Genomic DNA, 24,102 nt, shown 5'->3' with positions numbered 1-24,102 from the left:
TGCTACAAGTTAGTTAGCTTTTACCAAAATTTGTTTACAAAAGTTCCATTTCTATTGACCTTTCCCCTCATCATGGTATAATTATGGTGGTGAATTACATTCATTTAATTTTTAATAAGGGAGGTAATTGAAATGGGACATAAACATCCCGGGAAGATCACCAAAAAGTTCGTTTCCGTGCTTGCCGCGTCTGCTATGCTCACAACGCAGATACCTGCAAACCTTTCAGCAGGTGCAGCAAACACTGATATCGGACAAAAAACACTGGTCGGTTCCATATCCGCTTCAGATATTATCAATATAACATCTGATAAAATTATGGAGACAAACAACAACACAACAATCACAACAAGCCCTGTCGCAACAACTCCTCCGGCACCAAAGGCAGCTGCATCAGCTGTAGCTTCAGCAACTACGACAACAACTACTACGACAACAAAAGCGACAGTTAGTTCTACTACAACATCTACTATACCGGAATCAGAAAGGGTTCAGCCTGATCCGGAAATTTCATTAAGCCATACAGTTGCAAAGCCAGGTTCGACAGTAGCTCTGACTATCAAGGTCAATGATCCTAACTTCGCCGCTAATGAGGAATACTACTCAAGCGCGACTGTTTTCGTAGATCTGGACAGCCGTCTTACACTTAAAAGCGTTGAGGGCGGAAAAGAAGACGGAACAGCAGGTATGTACGTAAGTTATTCAAGCTATTCTCCTACAAGCAGCAGAAAAACTTATGGTATATACGCAAACAGCAGCACTGCAACAGATGGTACTGTAAAAAGAGGTAAAAATGGTACTTACGCAACCTTGAATTTGGAAGTACCTGCCGATGCAAAGCCAAATGATGTGTATTATGTAAACATTTGTTCAAACAATAATTATCCTCAGCATTATTTTTACTTTACAACTCCGAGATTAAAGTCTGACTATTATTCAAATGTTTCCCATACCGCCAAAACAGACAGTGACTCTTACCTCAAGGGAACTCCTTTTGACGGATATGTCCTTATTGATCCTTCTTCAACAGCAGGCACTTCAACAAAGGATTATGAAGTTGTAATGAAGGATCTTATATACTACAACGTATATAAGGATCACGCAGAGGTTGCTTACTGTGACTATGAAGCAGAAAAGGCTGTTATCCAGTCAGAGATAAACGGCAAGAAGGTAACAGCTATAAATGACTATGCTTTTGCCTGGTCAAAGATAAAGTCGGTCTCTATCCCTGAGACTGTAAAATCTGTCGGCACTTCTGCCTTCAATAATTCATCTCTTGAGTCGGTAGAGATGCCTTCAACAGTTGAGACTTGGGGCGACTATGTATTTTATAATTGTAAAAATCTCAAGTCAGCAAAGCTCCCGAGCAATTTGAAGTCTATCCCATATGGATTTTTCGCAAATTGTTATACGCTTGCATCGATCGATATCCCCGAAACTGTTTCAGCTATTGGAAATTATGCTTTCCAGCACTGCTCATCACTGACAGAACTGAAGCTTCCAAGCAAGGTCACTGTATTATCATCTTATATGTGTCAGGGTTGTTCAAAACTTGCAAGTATCAATCTTGACAATATAACTAAAATCGAATATAATGCTTTGAACGGTACAGGCTTTACAAAGCTTGAGATACCTGATACTGTTGAAACTATTTCAGGCAGCGCATTTGCAAGTTGTACAAAGCTTACTTCTGTAAAGCTTCCTTCAAATACTAAAGTTATTGCAGATAGCTTGTTCTCAGGCTGTTCTTCACTTGAAAGCATTGATCTTCCTGATACTGTTGAGACTATCGGATACAGTGCATTCTATTCCTCAGGTCTTAAAGAGTTCAAGTATCCTAAGAATTTGAAGTCTATAGGTCAGGCTGCTTTCAGAAATACAAAGTTTGAGACAGTAACATATCCTGACAATTCTATCAGCTGTGGTTCAGAGATATTCAGAGACTGTACCAAGTTAACAAGCATAACATTCCCATCAGACCTTGTCACAGTAGCTTCAAGTGCTTTCTACGGCTGTACAGCTCTTGAAAAGGTAACACTTCCTGATACTGTAACGTTCATTGGCAGCTATGCATTTTATAATTCAGGAGTAAAGGAAATAAACATTCCTAAGTCAATGACTCTCCTTAGCTCATATTGTCTTGCAGGTACAAAGATCGAAAGCTTTAAGATACCTGACAACATAACAAGCTGGAGCTCTGGTGTACTCAAAGATTGTTCAAAGCTTACTTCAATAGATTTCGGAAGCAAGATTGTAAATATACCTGACTATTGCTTCCAGGGCTGTACTGCTCTTGAAAAGCTTACTATCCCTGAGAATTTTACAACACTCGGCAATTATATCTTTGGCAGAACAGCAATAAAGGAAATCAAGATACCTGCTGCTGTAAAATATGTTCAGGCTAATACATTCACAGATTCAAACATTGAAACTATACTATATCCGGATGATGCAGCAACAATTCCTAGCTATGCTTACGGCGGTGCTGCTAAGATGAAGGATCCCAAGCTTCCTTCAAAGCTCGAAACTCTGCCATACTATGTATTTACAGGCTGTACTCAGATAACAAGCTTTGAGATACCTGCAAATATCAAAACTATCGATTCATATGCTCTTGCAGGAAGCAGCATAAAGAGCATAAAGGTACCTTCCACAGTTGATACGATCTATTCCAATGCTTTTGCAAATACAAATCTTGAGTCTGCTGAGATAGATGATAAGTTTACTCAGCTTAACACCGGTTTATTCAACGGTTCTTCAAAACTCAAGTCTGTAAAGCTTCCTTCAAAGCTTACAATTATCCCAAGAAGTACGTTTACAGGTTGTTCTTCACTTACTGATGTGAAGATACCTGAAACTGTTACAGCAATTGATAACTATGCGTTCCAGAGCTGTAGTTCTCTCAAAGAGGTCAAGCTGCCAAGTGGTCTTAAGTCAATATATACATATGCTTTCCAGTATTGCAGCAGCCTGACAAGTCTGGAGCTTCCGGAAACATTAGAGACTATAGGTTCATCTGCTTTCTATAGCACAGGAATAAAGGCAATAACTATCCCTGATTCTGTAAAGAGCCTTAGCAATTCATTCTATGGTTCAAATATCGAGACTATCACATACTCTGATTCTCGTACAGAACTTCCTGCAAATGCTTATGCAGGTGCTGCAAAGATGACATCAGTAAAGCTTCCTTCAAAGCTTACAGCTATCCCGAGCTATGCTTTCAGCAACTGTACAGGTCTTACAAAGTTCACTATACCGAGCAGTGTAAAGACTCTCAATTCAAACGCTTTCAGTAACTGCAGTATAAAGGAATTAACTGTACCTTCTACTGTTGATACGATAAGCAATTATGCATTTGATAATTCAAATATTGAATTCATTATATTTGATGATAAGTTCACAACACTTCCGTACGGAGTGTGCCAGAATTCAAGGAGCCTCAAATCAGTTAAGCTTCCTTCAAAGCTTACAGCTATCCCGCAGTATGCTTTTTATAACTGTACAGCTCTCAAGAGCATAGATGTCCCTGAGACAGTAGAAAGCATTGGAAATAATGCATTCTCTTATTCAGGACTTACATCTATTGAGCTTCCCGAGTCTGTTACATCTTTAAGTAACTGTGCATTTTATTATGCAGCTTCACTTGAATCAGTAAAGCTTTCTTCAAAGATCGAAACTATCCCAAGTAATGCTTTCCAATCTTGTACCGCACTTACTGATGTCAAGCTTCCAAGCTCTCTTACAAAAATAGACACTAATGCTTTCTATAATTGTTCAAAGCTTACTAAGCTTGAACTTCCTGAGAAGCTTGAAACTCTTTCTTATAATGTATTTGCCTATACAGGAATCAAGGAGATCAAGATCCCTGATTCGGTAAAGAATGTGAATATCAGTACATTCTCAGGCTCAAACATCGAGACTATCACATATTCTGATTCTCGTACAGAGCTTCCTGCGAATGCTTATGCAGGTGCTACAAAGATGACATCAGTAAAGCTTCCTTCAAAGCTTACAGCTATTCCGAACTATGCATTCAGCGGTTGTACAGCACTTGAGAGCATTACTATACCGAGCACAGTTACAAAGATCGGTTCAGGCGCTTTCGCAAGCAGCGGTATAAAGAAGCTGAAGCTTGAAAATAATATCGAAACACTTGACTACAATGCTTTCAGCAATTCACTTATCGAAGAGATCGAGCTTCCTGAAAATATGACTGCAATTCCAAACAGTGCATTCTATGCCTGCAAGAAGTTGAAGAAGATAGTATTCCCTTCAAAGCTTGAATCTATCGGAGATAATGCATTTACTTACTGTGAAGGTCTTGAAAGCATTACATTACCTGATTCTGTAAAGACTATCGGAAATTATGCATTCTCTTATTGTCCTGCACTTTCAAGTGTGACACTTCCCGAGTCTCTGACAACTCTTGGCAACTATGCATTCAATAACTGCGGCAAGCTCACAAAGATCGAACTTCCTAAGAATCTTGAAACTATCGGGTATACTCCTTTCACAGGAACAGGTATAACAGAGATCACTATCCCTGATTCTGTAAAGACACTTAATAACTCATTCGCTAATACAAACATTACAAACATCATTTATTCTGATTCACGTACAGAGCTTCCTGCGAATGCTTATGCAGGTGCTTCAAAGATGACATCAGTAAAGCTTCCTTCAAAGCTTGAAGCTATTCCTGAATATGCTTTCAATAATTGCAGCGCACTTACAGAGATCAATATCCCAGGCAGTGTTAAGACAATTGACAGAAATGCATTCTACGGCAGTGCATTTAAGGAAATAAAGCTTCCTGAGAGTGTAGAAACAATTACAGGAAATGCATTCAATAATTCAGTAGTTGAATCTGTTGAGCTTCCTGCAAGCATGACAGCTATCGGTGATTATGCATTCAGCGGTGCAAAGAAGTTAAAGACAGTTAAGTTCCCTTCAAAGCTTGAAACTATCGGAAATTATGCGTTCAGCAGCTGTACTGCACTTGAATCTATAACACTTCCTGATACTTTAACTGCTATCGAAAATTATGCATTTAACTACTGCACAGCACTTAAGGACGTTAAGATCTCTGATTCTGTAAAGACTATCGGAAACGGTGCATTCAACAACTGTACTGCTATCACAAGCATCGAGCTTCCTGAGTCACTTGAAAGTCTCGGACAGTCTCCTTTCTCAGGCACAGGAATAACATCTATCAAGATACCTTCAAAGCTTGAAGCTATCAGCAACTATTGCTTCCAGAACACAAAGCTTGAATCTATCGAGATACCTGCAAATGTAAAGACTATCAATACAGGTGCATTCTACAATCTGGCAACACTTAAATCAGTTAAGCTCTCATCAGGACTTGAAACTATCGGAAGCAACGCATTCTACGGCTGTACAGCTCTTACAGGAATAAAGCTTCCTGATACATTAAAGACTATCGGCAGCAATGCATTCTACAATGATGCAGCTATCACAGAGCTCGTTATCCCTGCTTCTGTTGAGAGAATAGAGAGCGGTGCATTCTATGGCACAGGTCTCAAGTCTATCGTTATCCCTGACACAGTTAAGGCTTTATACACATCAAACCTGTTCAGAGATTGTAAGAACCTTACATCAGCAGTTCTTCCGGCTACAGTCACAAACTTCGGAAGCGATACATTCCGCGGCTGTACATCACTCAAATCATTTGAGATCCCTGAGTCAGTAACATACATCTACAATGATATATTCAGCGATTCAGGTGTAACTTCAGTTTATATCCCTGCAAGCGTTGCAAGTGCTTCAAGCATTAACGGCAACTTCCTCAGAAACAGCAAGGTAGATACTATTGTTGGTTATAAGGAAACATATGCAGAGAAGTACGCTGCTGACAACAACCTTAAATTCGTAGAAGCTGAGACAAAGACATGGAGCAAGACGGACAGTCTTCCTACATCCGGTAAGTACAAGCTTGACTGCGATGTAACTGTTGAAGGCGATATTTACAGCAATACAATGCTGGATCTCGACCTCAACGGTCACAAGGTAAGCATCAACAGAGTAAGAATAGGCAGCAACGGTATAGTTACAGTAAGAGACAGCAGCAAGGCACAGACTGGTACTATGAACGCTACCGGTAACTATGAACTGTTCAATGTAGACGGTACACTCAGACTTCTTGCGGGTACTTTCTACGGAAATGATAAGAACAATTACGCAACAGTAGGAGTAAACAGCAACGGTAACTTTACTCTTAACGGTGCAACTGTTATTTCAAACACATCTAATCCGCTTTCACTCAGATCAAGCAAGGGCACAACTAACCTTATAAGCGGTACTCTCGAGTCGAAGGCTGTTGCTAATAACAATCGTTATTATGACCGCGCAGGCATTTACATGGACAGCTCTTACTCAGGTGTTATCAACCTCAGCGGTGCTGCTGTAAAGGCAGATGACGGTTACGGAATCTACTCAAAGTCAAACAACGGTACTATCAACATCACAGGCGGTAAGATATCAAGTACAGATAACTATGGTATCTACTGCACAAATAATACTAAGATAGCTATAAGCGGCAAGCTTGACATCAGCAGCCCGCTGGCAAATATCTATATTCCTGCTGACAAGACTATCGACATTATCGAAAAGCTTACAGGCGGTAAGGTAAGTATCGAAGCTATCAAGACAGGTACTATCACAAACGGCTATGCTAAGTACAATAAGGGCACAAATCCTTCAGAGTACTTCACAGCTGTAATGGGCGGTACATTGTCTACTGACACCGCAGGCGAAGTAGTATACAACGTTCCTACTTCAATGACAACAACTACAACTACTAAGAAGACAACTTCTTCAACTACATCTACTACTACAACAACAGCTAAGACAACTTCTACTACATCTAAGACTTCAACATCAACAACAAAGAAGCCTACTACAACTTCAACAACTACAACAACTAAAACTACTACATCAACAACAAAACAAACTACAACTACAACAAAACCAACCACAACTACAACAAAGCCAACTACAACTACAACAAAGCCAACCACAACTACAACAAAGCCAACCACAACTACAACAAAGCCAACCACAACTACAACAAAACCAACCACAACTACAACAAAACCAACCACAACCACAACAAAACCAACAACAACCACAACAAAGCCAACAACAACCACAACAAAGCCAATTACAACAGTTAAACCTACTACATTAACTACATCACAGCCAACCACAAATAAACCAAATATATCAACTTCAACAACCACAACAACTCTGACAACAAGCACAACATCTACAACAACAACTCAGCCAAAACTTAATGTCGACGGTGAGCTTCATGTTAAGCCAATGACCAAGGAAGAAGTTGAAAAAAGAGGCATAGACCTCAGAAATCCTGACAACTTCAACTGTGTACAGTATGCTATCGAAGCTGATTTTGACACAGCAGGCGTTGTTATCAACAAGATCGTTGAGTACGATGAAGGCTGGGAGCCTGTTAACTATGTATACCTTGAGATAGACGGTCATGATCCGATACTCATTACCGACAAGAAGGTAGTATGGGTAGATGAGATCCATGCACACGTTATCCACGAGGAGACAGTAGATGAAGATATGTATCTGTTCATCTATGGTCAGAGCAAGTGGCTCAAGGAATTCTATGACGTACAGCTTATCGTAACAAATAAGGGTACAGGTACTCTTACAAACTGCAAGGCTAAGCTTAACGTACCTACCGGACTTACACTTGTTGACGGAAGCGTTACTGAAAGCATCGGCAGTGTTGCTCCTAATCAGGTAGTAACAAAGAACTGGGCAGTACGCGGCGATGAACCGGGTGATTACACACTCAGCGCAGAATTCAGCGGAATGAATGGTACTGAACCGTTCAATCTTACATTCAAATCACAGGAAAATCTCCACGTATATTCAAGCAATGCACTTAAAATGACCATCGAGCTTCCTGAGTTATCATACTACGGAAAGACATATCCTGTAAAGATCACTCTTAAAAATGTGTCTGACAAGTCTATCTACGACCTTGAAAACACAATTCTGGGAGCACAGCAGGGTTCAAAGGCAACTTTGTACTTCGGCAATCTTGACACAGACGGCAATATCACTTCACTTGGTCTTATAACAAAGGAACAGACTATCTACACAGCAAATGGCGGTCCTTCTGTTAAGGTCAGCGAACTCAAACCAAATCAGTACGTAACAATTCAGGTTAATTTACCTGACCTCTGGAAGTCTATCTATGAGAGATATATCAGAGCAGAAAGAAACGATGCAGTAGTTGATACTATAGTCAACATGGTACAGAATTATCCTGAGATCATGGGTATAGACTTTATCCGTATGATCTATGCAGGCGCATTGAGCGAGCTCCCTGTTGAGCATATCCTCAAGGGCTTCAAGGTAGGATTTATAGGTTCTAACCCGATACCATTCGAGGTTATTATCACACCTGTAGCACGTCAGCAGCACATTCCTGTAAGAAGAGTAGCAACAAATACTGCAAGAAATCTTGTAAGTGAGATATTCTTCGACGCATACAGAAACGGCACAACTACAAGAAGCGGATATATCGAATTCACAGATCGTTATATCGGTGTATCTCTCGGTGCAGATAACTTTACATCTTCACTGAATGATTATCTCAACAGATATAATCAGAACCTTATCCCATTTGAGGACGAGTTAGACCTCATACTCCATACACATGGAGATCTCCCTGCAAATGTAAGAATAGTTGCAGACATACGTCGTAATGCTCCTTCTGAGACAGGTGCAACAACTACAACAGTAAGCAATCCATTTACACTCGCTGATATCAACGGCGCAAAGGTCGATGAAAACGGCGTTCTTACAGTAGACGGTGATACTATCATCAGAGTAAGCACAAGTCAGGTCGGCGCAAGCGGTACACTTATCGTTGACTATTCAGACGGTACAACAGAAGAGATCAAGGTACGCAGCATTGAAGAGCACGAGTGCAAGTCAACAGGCGGTTACACTCTTGTAGCTGCTCCTAAGAACGGTCAGCAAGGTCTTGCAGTTCAGAGATGTGATACCTGCGGTGAAGTAACAGACGCTATCACTATCAATCCAAAGGCAACTGCAATGCTCAGCAATAAGAATACTTATGCTGATGTCAAGGTAGCTGTTGAGGAAGCTGCTCAGCTCAACACTAAGACAGAGCTTTCACTCTTCGGTAATATCACAATAGCATCTGACGTAACTATCCCTGAGAACGTTGATGTTCTTATTGCTCCTGATACAAACATCACTGTAAAGAACGGTGCTAAGCTTGTAGCTAAGGGCGATGTAAAGGACTACAGCGGACGTGAGTACAACCTCACAGGCAATGGTCCACTTGTTGCAACAACAACTACTACAACAAATACAACAACATCTACTACTACAACTACAACAACTGCAACATCTTCGACAACATCAAAGGCAACTACAACATCTACTACATCAACATCAACAACAACATCTAAGCCAACTACAACAACTACTACATCTACTTCAACAACATCTAAGCCAACCACAACATCTACTACATCAACATCAACAACAACATCTAAGCCAACTACAACATCTACTACATCAACATCTAAGCCAACCACAACATCTACTACATCAACATCAACAACAACATCTAAGCCAACTACAACATCTACTACATCAACATCTAAGCCAACCACTACATCTTCAACTTCAACATCTACAACAACATCTGAGCCAACAACTACATCAACTGTAACAACAACAGTTCCTGTTGTCGTAAACTACGGTGATGTAAACAAGGACGGATTAATAGATGCAGTTGACGCATCAGCAGTTCTTCGTCAGTACGCACTTGTTTCTACACATCAGGAAGGTATCCTCAAGGAAGACCAGATCGCTCCTGCTGATGTAAACAATGACGGTTCTGTAGACGCTGTTGACGCTTCGATCATTCTCAGATACTATGTTTACTATTCAACAATAACTGAGCCTGTATCACTTGAGAAATTCGTTAAGAATAACGTGATCGAGTCAATTGAGCTTGAAGCAGATGTACAAAGCGATGATGAGCCTGTTACAACTACAACAACTGCGGCTGCAACATCTGCTGAATCCAAGACAACAACTACAACTACAACAACGATCGCTGTTCCACAGACAACTAAAATTGACTGATCCTAACAGCGAATGACACAAAACAAGAAGAGTCCTCACGATCTGTGGGGACTCTTTTTTGCGCTTATAAGCTAAATGAAATGAAGTATTCAATGCGGGGATTGTTCATTTTTAATAGTTTCAAAATGAGAAACATTATCAATTTGCAGAGGGCGTAGAAAATCATAGCCATGCATTGACATGGACTGTCATAAGAGTTATAATTAATAGTGCAAATATGATAATCATTATCATATTATATTTTGATAAGCTGAGGTGAGCATGATGAATAACAAAAACAGAATACTCTCATTTATGACATTTCTCATATTCAGCTTTGTTATTTTCAGCTCCGCTTGTTATATAGCAGTTCATACCGACCACGTATGTTCGGGGGAGAACTGCTCCGTCTGCGTCGAACTTGCTGAGTGCAGTCATGTGCTTCATACGGTAAATGCAGGTGCAGCAGGTGTTATAAAGCTTATGCTGCTGCTCATTACGGTGGCGGCACTTATAAAAGCAGTTATCAGAGTATATTCAGAGCATGATACTCTTGTATCGCTGAAGGTTGAGCTCCTAAGCTGAAAAACGCCAGTTTTATAGGACAGCTATGCCTTTTCAGGGCAAAGCATAACCAAATCTGTCAGTTATTCAAAATGGAGGTCAAATTTTATGTCAAAGAAAAGTAAGGTTTTAACAGCAATGAGTTTAATGCTGGCTATTTCAGCATTTACTGGCTGTTCGTCTGCTAATGGTAAAGCAGCATCTGAAAAAAGTGAGACAGGTGCGTCTGTAACGAATACAGAGAATAAGGAAACAAAAACTGATGCAGAGCCATTGAAGGTCGTATGCACTATATTCCCCGAGTATGACTGGACAAAGGAGATACTCGGCAGCCATGCCGAAAACGTTGATATTTCCTATCTGCTTGACAGCGGTATAGATCTTCATAATTACCAGCCCACAGCTGATGATATAATGAAGATATCGACCTGTGATCTGTTCGTATATGTAGGCGGCGAGTCTGACGAGTGGGTGGAAGATGCGCTCGAAAACGCAGTAAACAAGGATATGAAGGTCATTAACCTTATGGACGCTCTCGGCGATTTTGCAAAGGCTGAGGAGCTGAAAGAAGGTATGCAGGGCGAGGAAGAAGAGGAGTCCGAAGAGGAAGATGAGGACGAGATCGAATACGACGAACACGTATGGCTCTCACTGAAAAATGCAAAGGTGCTCTGTACAGAGATAGAGAGCGGTCTTGAGACAATAGATCCTGCAAATGCTGCTGATTATAAGTCTAACCTTGCAAGCTATGTTTCAGAGCTTGATGAGCTTGACAGCAGCTTCAAGGCACTTGTTGACGGTGCTTCCGTAAAAACGCTTATATTTGCTGACAGATTTCCGTTTCGTTATTTTGTAGACGATTACGGACTTGATTACTTTGCCGCATTTATCGGCTGTTCCGCTGAATCCGAAGCAAGCTTTGAAACTATCAAATTCCTTTCAGACAAAGTAAAGGAGTTAGACTGCGATAATGTTTATATACTTGAAAATTCAAACAAGGATATAGCAAATGCAGTTATTTCAAGCTCGGGAAAGAGCGGTGTAAAGATAGCCGAACTCAATTCGCTCCAGTCAGTATCCCAAAACGATATAAAGGACGGTGCAAGCTATATCTCGCTCATGCAGAAGAATTACGATGTCCTGAGCGGTACGCTCAAGTGAGATGCGGAGTTACTGCACTTACAGTGATCAACAATTAAGAAAAAAATTCGGCGAGTACGATAATAGAATGAACAAGCCCCGAGGCGATGCCTCGGGGCTTAGCTTTTATATAAGTAACAGCATTATTTAGCTTTGAATACATATCTGAGGAAATTATACATATGCGCTCTTACGGATATTGCACCGTGGTCGCCGTCAGTTAGCTGATGCCAGATATGTTCCACGCCGTTTTGAGTGAGCGCGTCATGGTAGCTGTCGGGAGCGTCTCCTACAGTACCGTCAAATCTTGTGCAGGTTATCATTAAAACATATGGGCTCGGAGCTGAACCGAAACAGAATTCACTTGGAGACATACAGCCCTCGTGAGTCATATTTCCGTCAACAGTAGGGAATATACCAGGAGCAGGGCATACTCCGCCCACATAGCCGTAGAGCTGAGGTCTTGTGACTCCCACATAGAGAGCCTCTCTGCCGCCCATTGAGAAGCCTGTAACGGCTGTATTCTCCCTGCCTTCCTTTATAGGGTAATTCTCCTTCATAAACGGCATGATGCTGTTTTCGAGATCCTCGCGGATAGCATCGTATGCCCGTGAGGACTCATTTGTGAATGCAGGGAAGATATTTTCCTTTGTGGTGAACATCTGCGGGAAAACGATTATCATTTTTTCAGCTTCGCCCGAAGCAACAAGGTTTCCGAGCATTGTCTGTATCTTCATGCTGTCATCGAGCATGGAGTCCTCAGAGCCGAATATACCGTGGAAAACATACATTACAGGGTATTTCTGACTGCTGTCATATCCCGGTGGGAGCAGGATATTGAGGTTCTTTTCGCGCTGAGCGTCCTTTGAGAAGTAAGTTTTCTTCTCAATCGTTCCGTAGTCAACGCCTGACTTTTTCTCAGTTGAGGACGATTCCTCGTGAATGTGTATATCAGCTGCCATTTTCTTCATGTAGCTGTCACCGCTTGGAGTTGTGACAGTCGTAGTTACAACAGGTGCAGAAGTTGTAGTAGTAGTTACGGCAGTTGTGGTCTGCGGAAATTCCTTTATAGTGCCAAGCACGTATTTTTGCAGCAGTACAAGGTCGTTTATCTGTATAGAGCCGTTGCCGTCGATATCAGCAAGCAGGTCAGTCTGACCGCCCGAGAACATAGTTATGATGTTCCTGCGGCATAGTACCACATCGAATGAGTCGATAGTGCCGTCGTTGTTAAGGTCACCTCTTACAGCAGCTGATGCAGGCATAACAGAAGATACAGCTATAGCTGCGGCAGCTGCAAATGAAGCAGCAGTTTTTTTGATAATATTCATTTTAATACCCCCGAGTCCAATACTCAATTTACTGTTTAATTTTACCGTAAATTTCCCGAAAAGTCAAGGAATTCGGAAGGTTAAATACTAAAAAAAGAAGCGGCACAGCCGCATTAAACATTTAAATTATGCTTTCATCATAATAAATGCGGAATTCTGTCTGCCTCTGTCGCCACGTCTGTATGAGTATAATGACTTGTCATGGAAAGTGCAGCAGTTTATGTCAGAGAAGTTTTCATCAGGAATACCTTCTGCCGCAGCTTTTGAACGTACAGCTTCCGACAGGTGGAGATACAGCTTATCATTCCTGAGAACGAATATCTTTTCAAGCTGTTTTTTCGTGAATGCTTCGGCGTAAACTTTGCGGACTTCTTCGCCCACTTCATAGCACTCAGCACAGATATGAGGTCCTGTTATCACCTGTATCTCAGCAGGAGCAGCACCAAGCTCCTTCATGCGCTGAACGGCATTATGGAGAAGTGAGCCTGCTGCCGAACGCCAGCCGCAGTGCAGAAGCCCGATGACTGCCGCCTTTTTGTCAATAAGATATATTGGAACGCAGTCCGCCGCGAGAACGCTGAGAACGATGCCTTTTTCGGCAGTTACGATACCGTCCACCTTTTTGAGAACGTTATCCTTTATGACTCCCATGCCGCCGTGTTCAGCATGGACTATCTCAACTCTATCGCCGCTCGCCTGATATGGGCGAACTATCCGCATCAACGGCACTTCAAGGCTGCCGCTGAGGGAAATATAATCAGCTGTAGGCGGATCGGTGGGAGCGTTTCTTGTCCATATGCCCTCATTACCCGAAGTAAAACCGCCGATAGAGAACTCATCGTCAATTATGGTTATGCTTTTCATTTATATTACCTCATAGCGGTCAGAGATATCATAAGAATTCGACCTCGCCGCTTTCAAGATGATAGATAGCCCCCAGCACCTTTAAGCCGTATTCTTTCTCATCTTTCTGTATTTGCAGACTGTGCTCGATAATATCACAGCTGTGCTCAACATTGAGGCAGCAGGCGCGGAATTCGTCCTTTTCATCGCCTATAGCCTTTGTTATCTCGTCCGTTATGTACTTTATATAGCCCTCAGGCTCATGGTTCATAGCAGCGTCAACTGCACCGCAGTGGTCGTGACCGAGTACAACGATAAGTCCTGTACCGAGATGTTCAGCGGCATATTCTATGCTGCCCAGCTGGTGAGAGTCGATGACATTTCCTGCAACTCTGATAACGAAAAGATCGCCGATACCTGCGGAGAATATTAGTTCAGGTACTACTCTTGAATCCGAGCAGGTAATGATGATAGCGTAGGGCTGCTGACCTGTATGGCTGAATTTCAGCAGAGTTTCGGGTGAAACATCGGTTTTCAGTTCTCTTGCTGCGATATATTTCTGATTGCCCGTGACAAGCTGTTTTTTTGCCTGATCGGCAGTAATTCTGTATGACTCCATATTTATCACCTCAGTATTTATTATATCATCTCTGCATGAAAATGTAAACAGACCGTCTGCCATATGACAGACGGTCTGTTTTTATGTTTTAGTTTTTAAATTCTTTTATCTCGCCTGTGATGTACTTCTTGAGAAGTGTAAGGTCATCGCTGGTGATAGCTTTATCGCCGTTGATATCGGCAGCTGCGAAGTGTTCTGCACTGCCTGAAACGACTGCCTTTCTCATCTGGCTGAGATCATAGATGTCCACAACTTCGTCGTTGTTGAGGTCGCCTAAAATATATTCTTCATCGGGTTCTTCGGAAATAGTACCTTCCGAATCGCCGTAAACTGCTTCAATTGTTGCATCTGAGCTGAGTCTAACCGTGATAGTTGCCGAAGTCTTGTCTCCGCTTATTATCTCCGCACCCTTTATGTTCCAGCGTGTGAAAGACTCATCGCCGCTGGCATTTGCTGAGATAGTGATGTCGTAATCGGAGTGGTATTTGCCGCTCCACTGGTCGATGTTTCCGAGCTTGAGGGTATTAAGATCTATGGTACCCTTATCGCCTGAGTTTATTACTGTGAGCTTATGCGGCTCGGAAGAAAGCTTCATTGCCGATCTTGTGGTACGCTCCGCATAGGAATAACGCTGAGCGTAGAAGTTTGCAACTGTTGAGAGCTCGCTCTCGAATTTGCCCGAGCTTCCAGAGTTGAAACGCTCATAAGTATCTGCGATCTGCTGCTTGTAGTTGTTCTTGTAATAGCTGATGACTTCGTTGACTTTTTCGGGAACGAAGTTATAGTTTGCCATATCCATCATAGTTCTTGAAAAGTCCAGTCTGAACTTTTCATTGCCCGAAAGAGCAGTGAACATTTTAGCAAGCTGGCTGCCGTCCTGTTTCAAGCGGCTGTAGCAGTCGGCTGAGAATGACTTGTCGTAAGAACCGTAAAGTCCCTGACCTGATTCCGTATCGAAGAGAACCATTCTCCACTTGCCGTCAGCATATGGATTTTCCTCGTCAATGGCATCTGAACGCCATGCGGTATAGTTTCTCTTCGGCCAGTCTGCATTAGCCCAGTATATCTGAGCTGCAAAGTAGTCCATGAATCCCTGTATATCCACTTTCTGGCAGAATTCATCGTAGGATATGCTGCCGTTTGCAACACCGCTGCAAAGAGACTGCCAGTCACTGAGGTCACTTTCGCTGCCCTCTTCAAGCTCGCCGTTCTTTATCATAGCGATATCGCTTTTCTTAACTCCGTAGTGAGAGCTGAGGTAGCTGTCGCTTATTTTTTCCATCATCTGGTATGTGCCCCAGAATTCGCCGTCGATAAATACGACACATTCTGTAGTAGCCTGATAAGCAAATGCTCTGTCAGTGATAAGGCTCTGGTTTATGCTGTCGCGGAAGAAAGCCGCACCGTTGTCGTTGCCGCCGTTGCGGAGAACGAGTCCGTCGTACTTTTTGATAGCCTTTCCGTTTTTAGCTTTGGTAGCCTTTCCCGAGAAGAAGTCGTAATCAAACTCTGCACAGCCGTAATCCTGTCTTGTGTAGATATTGAAGCTCTTCTGCGCAAGGCATCTTGAATAGTTGCCCTTTATGCGTATACCCACATTCTCCTGGAGTACCATTTCGCCGCCGTCAAAGAGAGTAAAGTTAGCAGGACGTTCCCATTCTTTTCCTCTCTGAGTATAATTGGCTTCCATTTCCCATATGTTGCCGTTTTGCGGAGCTCTGCTGCGTCCGGGTCTGCCGCCCTCGGGACCTGTATGTTCCTCGGGCTTGTTTTCCTCAGGTTTGTTATCCTCAGGTCTTTCGCCCTCAGCCTCTTTGTGCTCCTCGGGTCTTTGCTCCTCCTGCGGATCGTTTGGATTTTTGTCGCCGTAGAACACCTTTCCGAGACAGTAGATGCCTTTTTCGTAATCGAAAAGGTTGTCAGGATCTGTGACTAATGATACTACCTTCATCTGCTTGTAGTATCCCGAATTTGTTTTGCCTATAAAATACGTCTTTGTTACAGGTTCGCTTGCACGGCCTTCGCTGTCAACTGATATTGCGCGTATCAAAGCTGCCTTGTCAACGCTGTTTCGCGGTGCTGTCGCTTTGTTCGGAGTTATATCGGTACGTGCGCTGAGGCGGTTCTGAGTATCCGACATATCTTCGACAGTGATAGGTGCTGTGTACTTTTCAGACTCTGTTGTGGGATCGCTGCCGTCAGTGGTATAGTAAATGGTACAGCCTTCTTCTGCGGTAAGGTTCAGAGAGAAGCTGCTATCATAAAAACCGCTTTCCTGTGAGAACACAGGCTGACGTACAGCTGCACTGCCTTCGGGAGCAGCGTTTTCTTTGTTTGGTGTACAGCTCAGTGTGTAGAATTCGCCGCTGCCGTCGGGATACTGTCCATATGAAGTATCCGAAGCAAGTGTGCCGACTGTAAGAGTCTGAGCTGTTTTGCCCTGTGAGTCTGTAAGTACAAGAGTTTCGCCCGAAGCAGATAATCCGAATGGAGCAGTCTTGCTGTCACTGGCTGCGGCATCGGTGTCGCAGAACACAACAAGCCTTCCGTTTGCAGGTATATGAGTTCCGCTCGGGAAAGTATACCTGTAAGGCTCCTGCTCCTTGTCTGAAAGTCCCCAGCCTGAGATGTCTGCTTCTGACTTTCCGCTGTTGAAAAGTTCGATCCAGTCATAATATTTCCCGTCACCCGACTGGTAGGTGGTGTTTTTGGTGCATACCTCATTTATGGTCACTGCACCGTTGTTGTCTGCGTTTGCAGGGAGATATGCTGCTGACTGCAACAGCATACCAAGACACAGTACTCCCGCAGCAGTACGTTTCTTTGATCTGTTTTTCATGTTCTCCTCCGATAATTTAGATTAATCATCCTCATTGAACCGTTATTACCGGAACATTTTTCTGTCTTATAGATTCCCTGTCGTAATCCGCATTCCCATTTACATTGCATTATTTATATCATATAAGCGAAGCGTTATGATATAATTGCCCGATATGCAGGGAGCAAATCTCGGATTTGCGTATCTGCAAGGGCTTTTAAATCAATTATAATGAATGCTTTTGCGTTCATTATATCATATAAGCGAAGCGTTATGATATAATTGCCCGATATGCAGGGAGCAAATCTCGGATTTGCGTATCTGCAAGGGCTTTTAAATCAATTATAATGAATGCTTTTGCGTTCATTATACCATATAAGTAAAACGCTATGATATAATTAATGTGCTACATTTATTATAGCACACATAAACACAAAATGCAATATATGTGGAAATAATTACTGTATTTAATATTTTTGATGTTAATATTTAGCGTATAATCTCGTTGCTTGACTTTTGGTATGATATGTTATATAATGATTATCCTATGTTGTTATACGGAGGTGCATTGCAATGACAGCAGAAAATGAGCTTAAACGTACTTTTGACAGTGTTTCATCAGCATATGATAAGATGCGTCCGGGATATGTCGGTGAATTATATCAGAAGATATTCGGCTATGTACATATTGATAAAAACAGCCGTGCTGTCGAGGTAGGAAGCGGCAGCGGTCAGGCTACAAAGCCTGTGCTTGATACGGGTTGTGACCTCACAGCAGTAGAATACGGTGAGAATTTGTCCGAACTTTTGAGGGAAAACTTTAAGGGATACCCGAATCTGACTGTTATGACAGGAAAATTTGAAGATATGACTTTTTCCGAAAATACCTATGACCTTGTATTCTCCGCAACTGCATTCCACTGGATACCCGAGGAGACAGGCTACCGAAAGGTATTCTCCATGCTCAGACAGGGCGGAGCATTTGCACGTTTTGCCAATCACCCCTGCATAAGCAAAAAAGATAACGCACTTGCACAGGCAATAGAAGATGTCTATGATAAATACTACTACAGCTATTATCCCGAGAAGAAGCGCGGTACTGCCGCCGAGTATACGGCAGAGCAGTCCGAGAAAACCGCAAATATATCAGGCAAATACGGCTTCACCGATATTCAGTTTCATCTGTTTTATCGTGAACGTGTTTTTACTGCTGATGAGTACATTCAGCTCCTCGGCACTTACTCAGACCACATCGCCATTGAAAAAGGAGTAAGGGAAGAGTTCTTTTCAAGCATAAAAGAAGCCGTAAACGCTCACGGCGGCAGGCTTGTCATATCCGATACCTTAGACCTGCAACTGGCGCGAAAGCTTTAAGAATATATGCAAAAAGCTCCCGAAAACAGTAATCAGCTGCTTTCGGGAGCTTTTCATTTAACGGTCATTCTTTTGCGCTTTCTGCTTATCAGCATAAGTACTGCCGCAGGGACGGCAATGCCGATAATGCTGAATTTATCGCCTGTAGCAGGGCTGTTAGCCCCTTTTTTTGCGGAAGTTCCTGCTGCTGTTGTCTTAGTTGTGACAGTTGTTGATGCCGAAGCAGTGACAACAGGCTCTTTGAATGTATTTTTCGCCTTGATGTCGGTATGTCTGACCGTATTATCGTAAGTGCTCATAAGGTCAAAGCTGTAGTTTTCACCGTTGCGGTATACGAAGCTGAAATGGGCATCGGCACAGCCTATGGTAGTGGAAAGATAGCCCGAATGTGCATAGGTGAATTTCAGCGGCTGAGTATCGCAGCTTCTGCTGCTGTATTCAACAGTGCTTGTGATGTTGTCGCCGTCTGTCATGATAAGCTCGCTTTCCTGACGGGAATGGTCGTGACCGAATAGGTACATTATATCCATATTGTATTTTTCGGCGTAGCTGTTTATAAGCTTAGTCAGCTCATAGGAATTATCAACATTGTACTGATTTTCGCCTATCCATTTGCTTATCTGAATTCCGTAGCGAGTCATTGACTCAGGCTGAACACCCAGTACATGAAGTCCCGAATGAGCCGATATGACCACAAGTTCGCCGTGATAATCCTCAGCAGTCTTTTTCAGAAAGCTGTCAAGCTTATCTAACGTTCTGTCGTAGGAGTAAGTGATATTATTGCCGCTTCCTTCGATAGACGCTTCAAAGTTAAGACCGTATACCGTGATACCTTTTGCGAAACGGCTGCTCTTGCCGTTTTTAGCAGCGGCTTGGGAAGTGCCTTTAAATATCTGTCCGCCGTAAGGTGAACGGTCATTCTCACAGCCAAGACCTGCTTTGTCTGACATTATGGAAGCTGCTTCTCCCGAATCATGGTTGCCTGATACGAATACTGTATCAAGTCCGCCGAGATATGATACTATCTGAGGGTAATAGCGGTCAAGCATCTTCTCCTTGCTTGCAGTCGGTCCGTTTACAAGGTCGCCAGTGCATATGACAAGTGAAGGCACGTATCCGCCTGTTTGCGCCATTATCCTTTCTATGGCATCGGTGATAAAGAAGTACTGCTCGTGTACATCTGAAAAAGTCATAAAGGACTCGGGCGTAACTCCCTTTGCAACAATAAATGCTGCGTCTGCCGACTTTTCACGGTAATGGATATCATTGCCGTCGTGTCCCTCGATAAGGCAGTTTACGCGGTAAACTCCTGTTTTTTTATTTCTGAGAGCATCGGCGGTGAACGAAAGCTCTGCGCAGGACTGTTCTTTTCCGTTAATGAACCACTTCACGTTATCGACAACGATATCATCTGAGTAAAGCTTTGCTGTAAATACAGGTGCAGCATAACCGCTTCCCTCGATAACATAGCTTTCTGCGGAAGGGTGCTCCGCAATGCAGCGGCTCAGGTATTCGCTGTTTGAATACAGGCTTACTTCGGCAGCTTCTGCGGCATTATGGGTACAGGTAAAGGGAACATCGCTTCCTTCACTGTATTTTAGATAAGAAACGCTTCCGTCCTCTTTGTAGCAGAGATTGCCGTTATGATACTCCCACGCCATTTCGCCTGATGACCACCAGTTTGATACAGTATACAGCTCGTTCTCGTGGCAGGCAAGGGAGAATGAACGAGAGATGAGGGTAGTGTACTCGGGAGCAGTGCTGGTCACCATAGTGCTTCTGTAATAATGCCAGATATATTCGCTTATATCGTCATTTGAAGCAGTCAGCATAAGCTCTTTATCGTCAGAGCCTTTTACTGTTATGATGTAGTCATTCCCGTTTTCAAATTCGTTTACTTTATACCATTTTTCGCCGCTGTCCAGAGTGAGAACGCCTTTTTCGAGACTGAACGGCGCAGTAGCGATATAGCTATCGGCTGCGGCGACCTGCGGCTTAAAAGGCATGAACATGGCTGAAAAAACTGCGGCAGACAAAACAGCTGCTGCTTTTTTTAGGATATTCATATATGAAAAACTCCGATCTCTATGAATAAAATACGTATCATATGTATTATATCATGTATCGGCGAATAATGCAATGTTTTGGGAAAAAACGAATAATATCCAAAATAAGTTAGAGAAAACTAATTTATTTGTTTATGCTTACAAAAAGTGTTTTAATGTTGTTTAAGCTATTGACAAAAGATTATGCAAGTGATATTATAAGTATAAAGGTTAGTGAGAACTAACCCTAATGAATAAAGCAGGGTTTGTTTAAACTAACCCTCGATGATACAAGGTTTAACGCAGTATTTACCATATAAAAGCAAAACAGGCACAGAAACCTGTACCTGTTTTCCGAGGATATGATTAAATCAAAGAAACATTTTCCGCAGCGATGGGGGGAGTGAACTGCGAAAAGTTTCCGAGGGCTTGCTAATGTGGTAGTAGTAATTACGCTCACATAAATACAAATCGTATCAGAATAGTTTAATCAGACATATTCGGAAATATTTTTTTATTTTAACAATGATAATGGGGCTTCTGAAAGAATTGATTTGATATATCCTTTGCGATATAATAGAAAAAAATATGATCTTTACAGGTTTAGGAGCAGGTTATGGAAACGCTTAAAAACATAAAAATAGGAGAGACCGTCAGAGTTGAAAAGGTCGGCGGAGAAGGTGCGCTGAGACAGCATTTTCTTGATATGGGACTTATCCCGGGAGCAGAGGTGACTCTTGTAAAATACGCACCTATGGGTGATCCTATGGAGCTGAGACTTCACGGGTATGAGCTTACTCTCCGTCTTGCTGACGCAGACGAGATCGAAGTCTGTCCTGTCACTGACAAAAAAGAAGAAGTCAGGGAAAAGAAGAAAAAACAAAAGACCGAGCACCCGGGACTTGGTGAGGGCGGACGCTTCCACGCTAAAGGTGACGGTGTACCGCTGGAAAAGGGCACAGTGATACGTTTTGCACTTGTTGGCAATCAGAACTGCGGCAAGACCACACTTTTCAACCGTTTAACGGGTTCAAAGCAGCACGTAGGCAACTTCCCGGGTGTTACCGTTGACCGCAAGGACGGCTCTATCATAGGCCATGACGATACACTTATCACAGACCTGCCGGGTATATATTCAATGTCGCCGTATAGCAGTGAGGAGATAGTTTCGCGTAATTTCGTACTTAATGAGAAGCCTCACGCTATAATCAATATCGTAGATGTTACCAATATAGAGCGAAATCTCTATCTTACAATGCAGCTCCTCGAAATGAACATACCTATGGTAGTTGCACTGAATATGATGGACGAGCTGACCTCAAACGGCGGAAGTATCGACATAAACCATATGGAAAAGCGTCTGGGAGTACCTGTTGTGCCTATTTCCGCAGCTAAAAACAAGGGTATCGAGGAGCTTGTTGAACACGCGATGCACGTTGCGTATTATCAGGAAAGACCGCTGAGATATGATTTCTGCGACAAGACCGAGAACGGCGGTGCAGTACACCGCTGCCTGCACGGCATATCCCACCTTATCGAGGATCATGTTGAGGCAATAGGAATGCCGCTGAGATTTGTCACCAGCAAGGTCATTGAGGACGATCCTCTTGTAATAGAAAAGCTTGACCTTGACCAGAATGAGATCGAGACTATGGAGCACATAGTCTCTCAGATGGAAAAGGAGCGCGGTCTCGACAGAAGCTCCGCTATAGCAGACATGAGGTTCAGATTTATACACAGGCTCTGCGACGACACCGTAAACAAGCCTGCGGAGAGCAAGGAGCATATCCGCAGCCGCAGGATAGACAAGGTACTAACGGGCAAATATACTGCCATACCTGCGTTTATCCTTATTATGGGACTTGTTTTCTTCCTGACCTTCAATGTTATCGGAGCATTCTTACAGGATCTTTTTGAAATGGGCGTAGATAAGGCCACGGAGCTTACCGATAAAGCTCTTGTCCATGCACACGTAAATACAGTCATACACGATCTTGTTATAGACGGTATTTTTGCAGGTGTGGGAAGCGTTCTCAGCTTTCTGCCTGTAATAGTAACGCTGTTCTTCTTCCTGTCAATGCTTGAGGACAGCGGCTATATCGCGCGAGTAGCCTTCTTTATGGACAAGCTCCTGCGAAAGGTGGGACTTTCGGGAAGAAGTATAGTTCCGCTGCTTATCGGTTTCGGCTGTTCAGTGCCTGCTGTAATGTCCACAAGGACTCTTCCCAGTGAGCGTGACCGAAAGATGACCATACTCCTCACGCCGTTTATGAGCTGTACCGCAAAACTGCCTATATATGCGTTTTTCGTAAATGCTTTCTTCCCAAAACGAGGCGGTTTCATAATGGTCGGACTTTATCTTCTCGGTATAGTTACGGGAATACTTGCCGCTTATCTCTTCAAGGGCACTTTGTTCCGCGGCGAAGCTGTTCCTTTTGTAATGGAGCTTCCTAACTACAGACTTCCTGCCGCAAAGAACGTTGCGCAGCTTCTCTGGGAAAAGGCGAAGGATTTTTTGCAGAGGGCTTTCACGGTAATACTCATTGCTACAGTTGTTGTATGGTTCTTGCAGAGCTTTGACACTCATCTGAATATGGTAAGCGATGCAGGGGACAGCATACTTGCAGGCATAGCAGGTATATTCGCACCTGTAATGAGCCCTGTTGGACTTGGCGACTGGCGCATACTTGTTGCGCTTATAAGCGGATTTATGGCTAAGGAAAGCGTAGTTTCCACACTTGAGATACTGTATTCGGGCAGCGTTGGTGCTGCAATGACATCTCTTTCCGCAGGCTGTCTGCTGGTATTTTCACTGCTTTATACTCCATGTGTTGCGGCTATTGCAGCTGTAAAGAGGGAGCTTGGCAAAAAATATGCTCTGGCAGTGGTAGTATGGCAGTGCGGAGTTGCGTGGGTGGTAACACTTATAATACGTGCTGTACTTATAGCGATAGGAGTGAGCTGAATGAATATAGCTGATATTGTCCTTATAGTACTTATAGCTGCGGCTCTTGTCTTTGCGGTAAGGGCAACGGTGAAGAATGCAAAAAGCGGAAGCTGCTGCGGTAACTGTGCTAAATGCGGCGGCTGTTCTAAAAAATGAAAAATACCTGTAAAGCTGAGGGAAAGAGGCTTTACAGGTATTTATTTTTCGGTGATATTGATTTGTGTGTACTTGTGTGATATAATGAAAAAAACGTTCGT

General features: G+C 42.9%; 11 protein-coding genes. 6 read left to right on the top strand and 5 right to left on the bottom strand.

What is annotated here, in order from left to right:
• Window positions 1-132 precede the first annotated feature (132 nt).
• From BLW60_RS16660 to BLW60_RS03130, 3 genes are all read left to right on the top strand, one after another.
• Entirely contained in the window at window positions 133-10,185 is a 10,053-nt protein-coding gene (locus BLW60_RS16660) for a leucine-rich repeat protein (RefSeq protein WP_175460865.1), read from the top strand.
• Window positions 10,186-10,446: 261 nt separating this feature from the next.
• Window positions 10,447-10,749, top strand: a complete 303-nt coding sequence (locus tag BLW60_RS03135; RefSeq protein ID WP_074714424.1) for a hypothetical protein — start codon at window positions 10,447-10,449, stop codon at window positions 10,747-10,749.
• Window positions 10,750-10,836: 87 nt separating this feature from the next.
• A complete protein-coding gene (locus BLW60_RS03130; protein ID WP_074714423.1) occupies window positions 10,837-11,889 on the top strand; it encodes a metal ABC transporter substrate-binding protein in 1,053 nt (350 codons plus the stop codon).
• A 122-nt stretch (window positions 11,890-12,011) separates the two neighbouring features.
• Here the strand turns inward: BLW60_RS03130 and BLW60_RS03125 are convergent, their stop codons facing one another.
• From BLW60_RS03125 to BLW60_RS03110, 4 genes are all read right to left on the bottom strand, one after another.
• On the bottom strand, window positions 12,012-13,199 hold the full coding sequence (locus BLW60_RS03125; protein WP_074714422.1) for an alpha/beta hydrolase-fold protein: 1,188 nt from the start codon (window positions 13,197-13,199) through the stop codon (window positions 12,012-12,014).
• Between the two features lie 126 nt (window positions 13,200-13,325).
• Entirely contained in the window at window positions 13,326-14,063 is a 738-nt protein-coding gene (locus BLW60_RS03120) for a purine nucleoside phosphorylase YfiH/LACC1 family protein (protein WP_074714421.1), read from the bottom strand.
• Window positions 14,064-14,091: 28 nt separating this feature from the next.
• Window positions 14,092-14,724: a carbonic anhydrase gene (locus tag BLW60_RS03115; RefSeq protein ID WP_278289824.1), complete on the bottom strand. Its 633-nt coding sequence runs from the start codon at window positions 14,722-14,724 to the stop codon at window positions 14,092-14,094.
• Between the two features lie 25 nt (window positions 14,725-14,749).
• A complete protein-coding gene (locus BLW60_RS03110) occupies window positions 14,750-17,500 on the bottom strand; it encodes a CotH kinase family protein (RefSeq protein WP_074714420.1) in 2,751 nt (916 codons plus the stop codon).
• Window positions 17,501-18,052: 552 nt separating this feature from the next.
• On the opposite strand from BLW60_RS03110, the gene BLW60_RS03105 reads away from it, so the two are divergent.
• Complete coding sequence (locus tag BLW60_RS03105; RefSeq protein ID WP_074714419.1) at window positions 18,053-18,853, top strand: class I SAM-dependent methyltransferase; 801 nt, start codon at window positions 18,053-18,055, stop codon at window positions 18,851-18,853.
• Window positions 18,854-18,906: 53 nt separating this feature from the next.
• Here BLW60_RS03105 and BLW60_RS03100 read toward each other — a convergent pair whose 3' ends face one another.
• The gene (locus tag BLW60_RS03100; protein ID WP_074714418.1) at window positions 18,907-20,919 is read right to left on the bottom strand and encodes a metallophosphoesterase family protein; all 2,013 of its coding nucleotides are present in this window, start codon (window positions 20,917-20,919) and stop codon (window positions 18,907-18,909) included.
• Window positions 20,920-21,514: 595 nt separating this feature from the next.
• Here BLW60_RS03100 and feoB point away from each other — a divergent pair.
• Window positions 21,515-23,863 (top strand): ferrous iron transport protein B, encoded by a 2,349-nt coding sequence (gene feoB / locus BLW60_RS03095; protein ID WP_074714417.1) that lies wholly within the window; start codon window positions 21,515-21,517, stop codon window positions 23,861-23,863.
• Window positions 23,864-24,001: a FeoB-associated Cys-rich membrane protein gene (locus BLW60_RS03090; protein ID WP_081348090.1), complete on the top strand. Its 138-nt coding sequence runs from the start codon at window positions 23,864-23,866 to the stop codon at window positions 23,999-24,001.
• The last annotated feature ends 101 nt before the right edge of the window (window positions 24,002-24,102 follow it).

Origin of the sequence: Ruminococcus flavefaciens (assembly GCF_900108555.1) — a bacterium.
In the GTDB taxonomy this organism is placed as follows: domain Bacteria; phylum Bacillota; class Clostridia; order Oscillospirales; family Ruminococcaceae; genus Ruminococcus; species Ruminococcus flavefaciens_P.
Note: the sequence above shows the minus strand (reverse complement) of the source record. Positions and strands in the feature narration are given on the sequence as shown.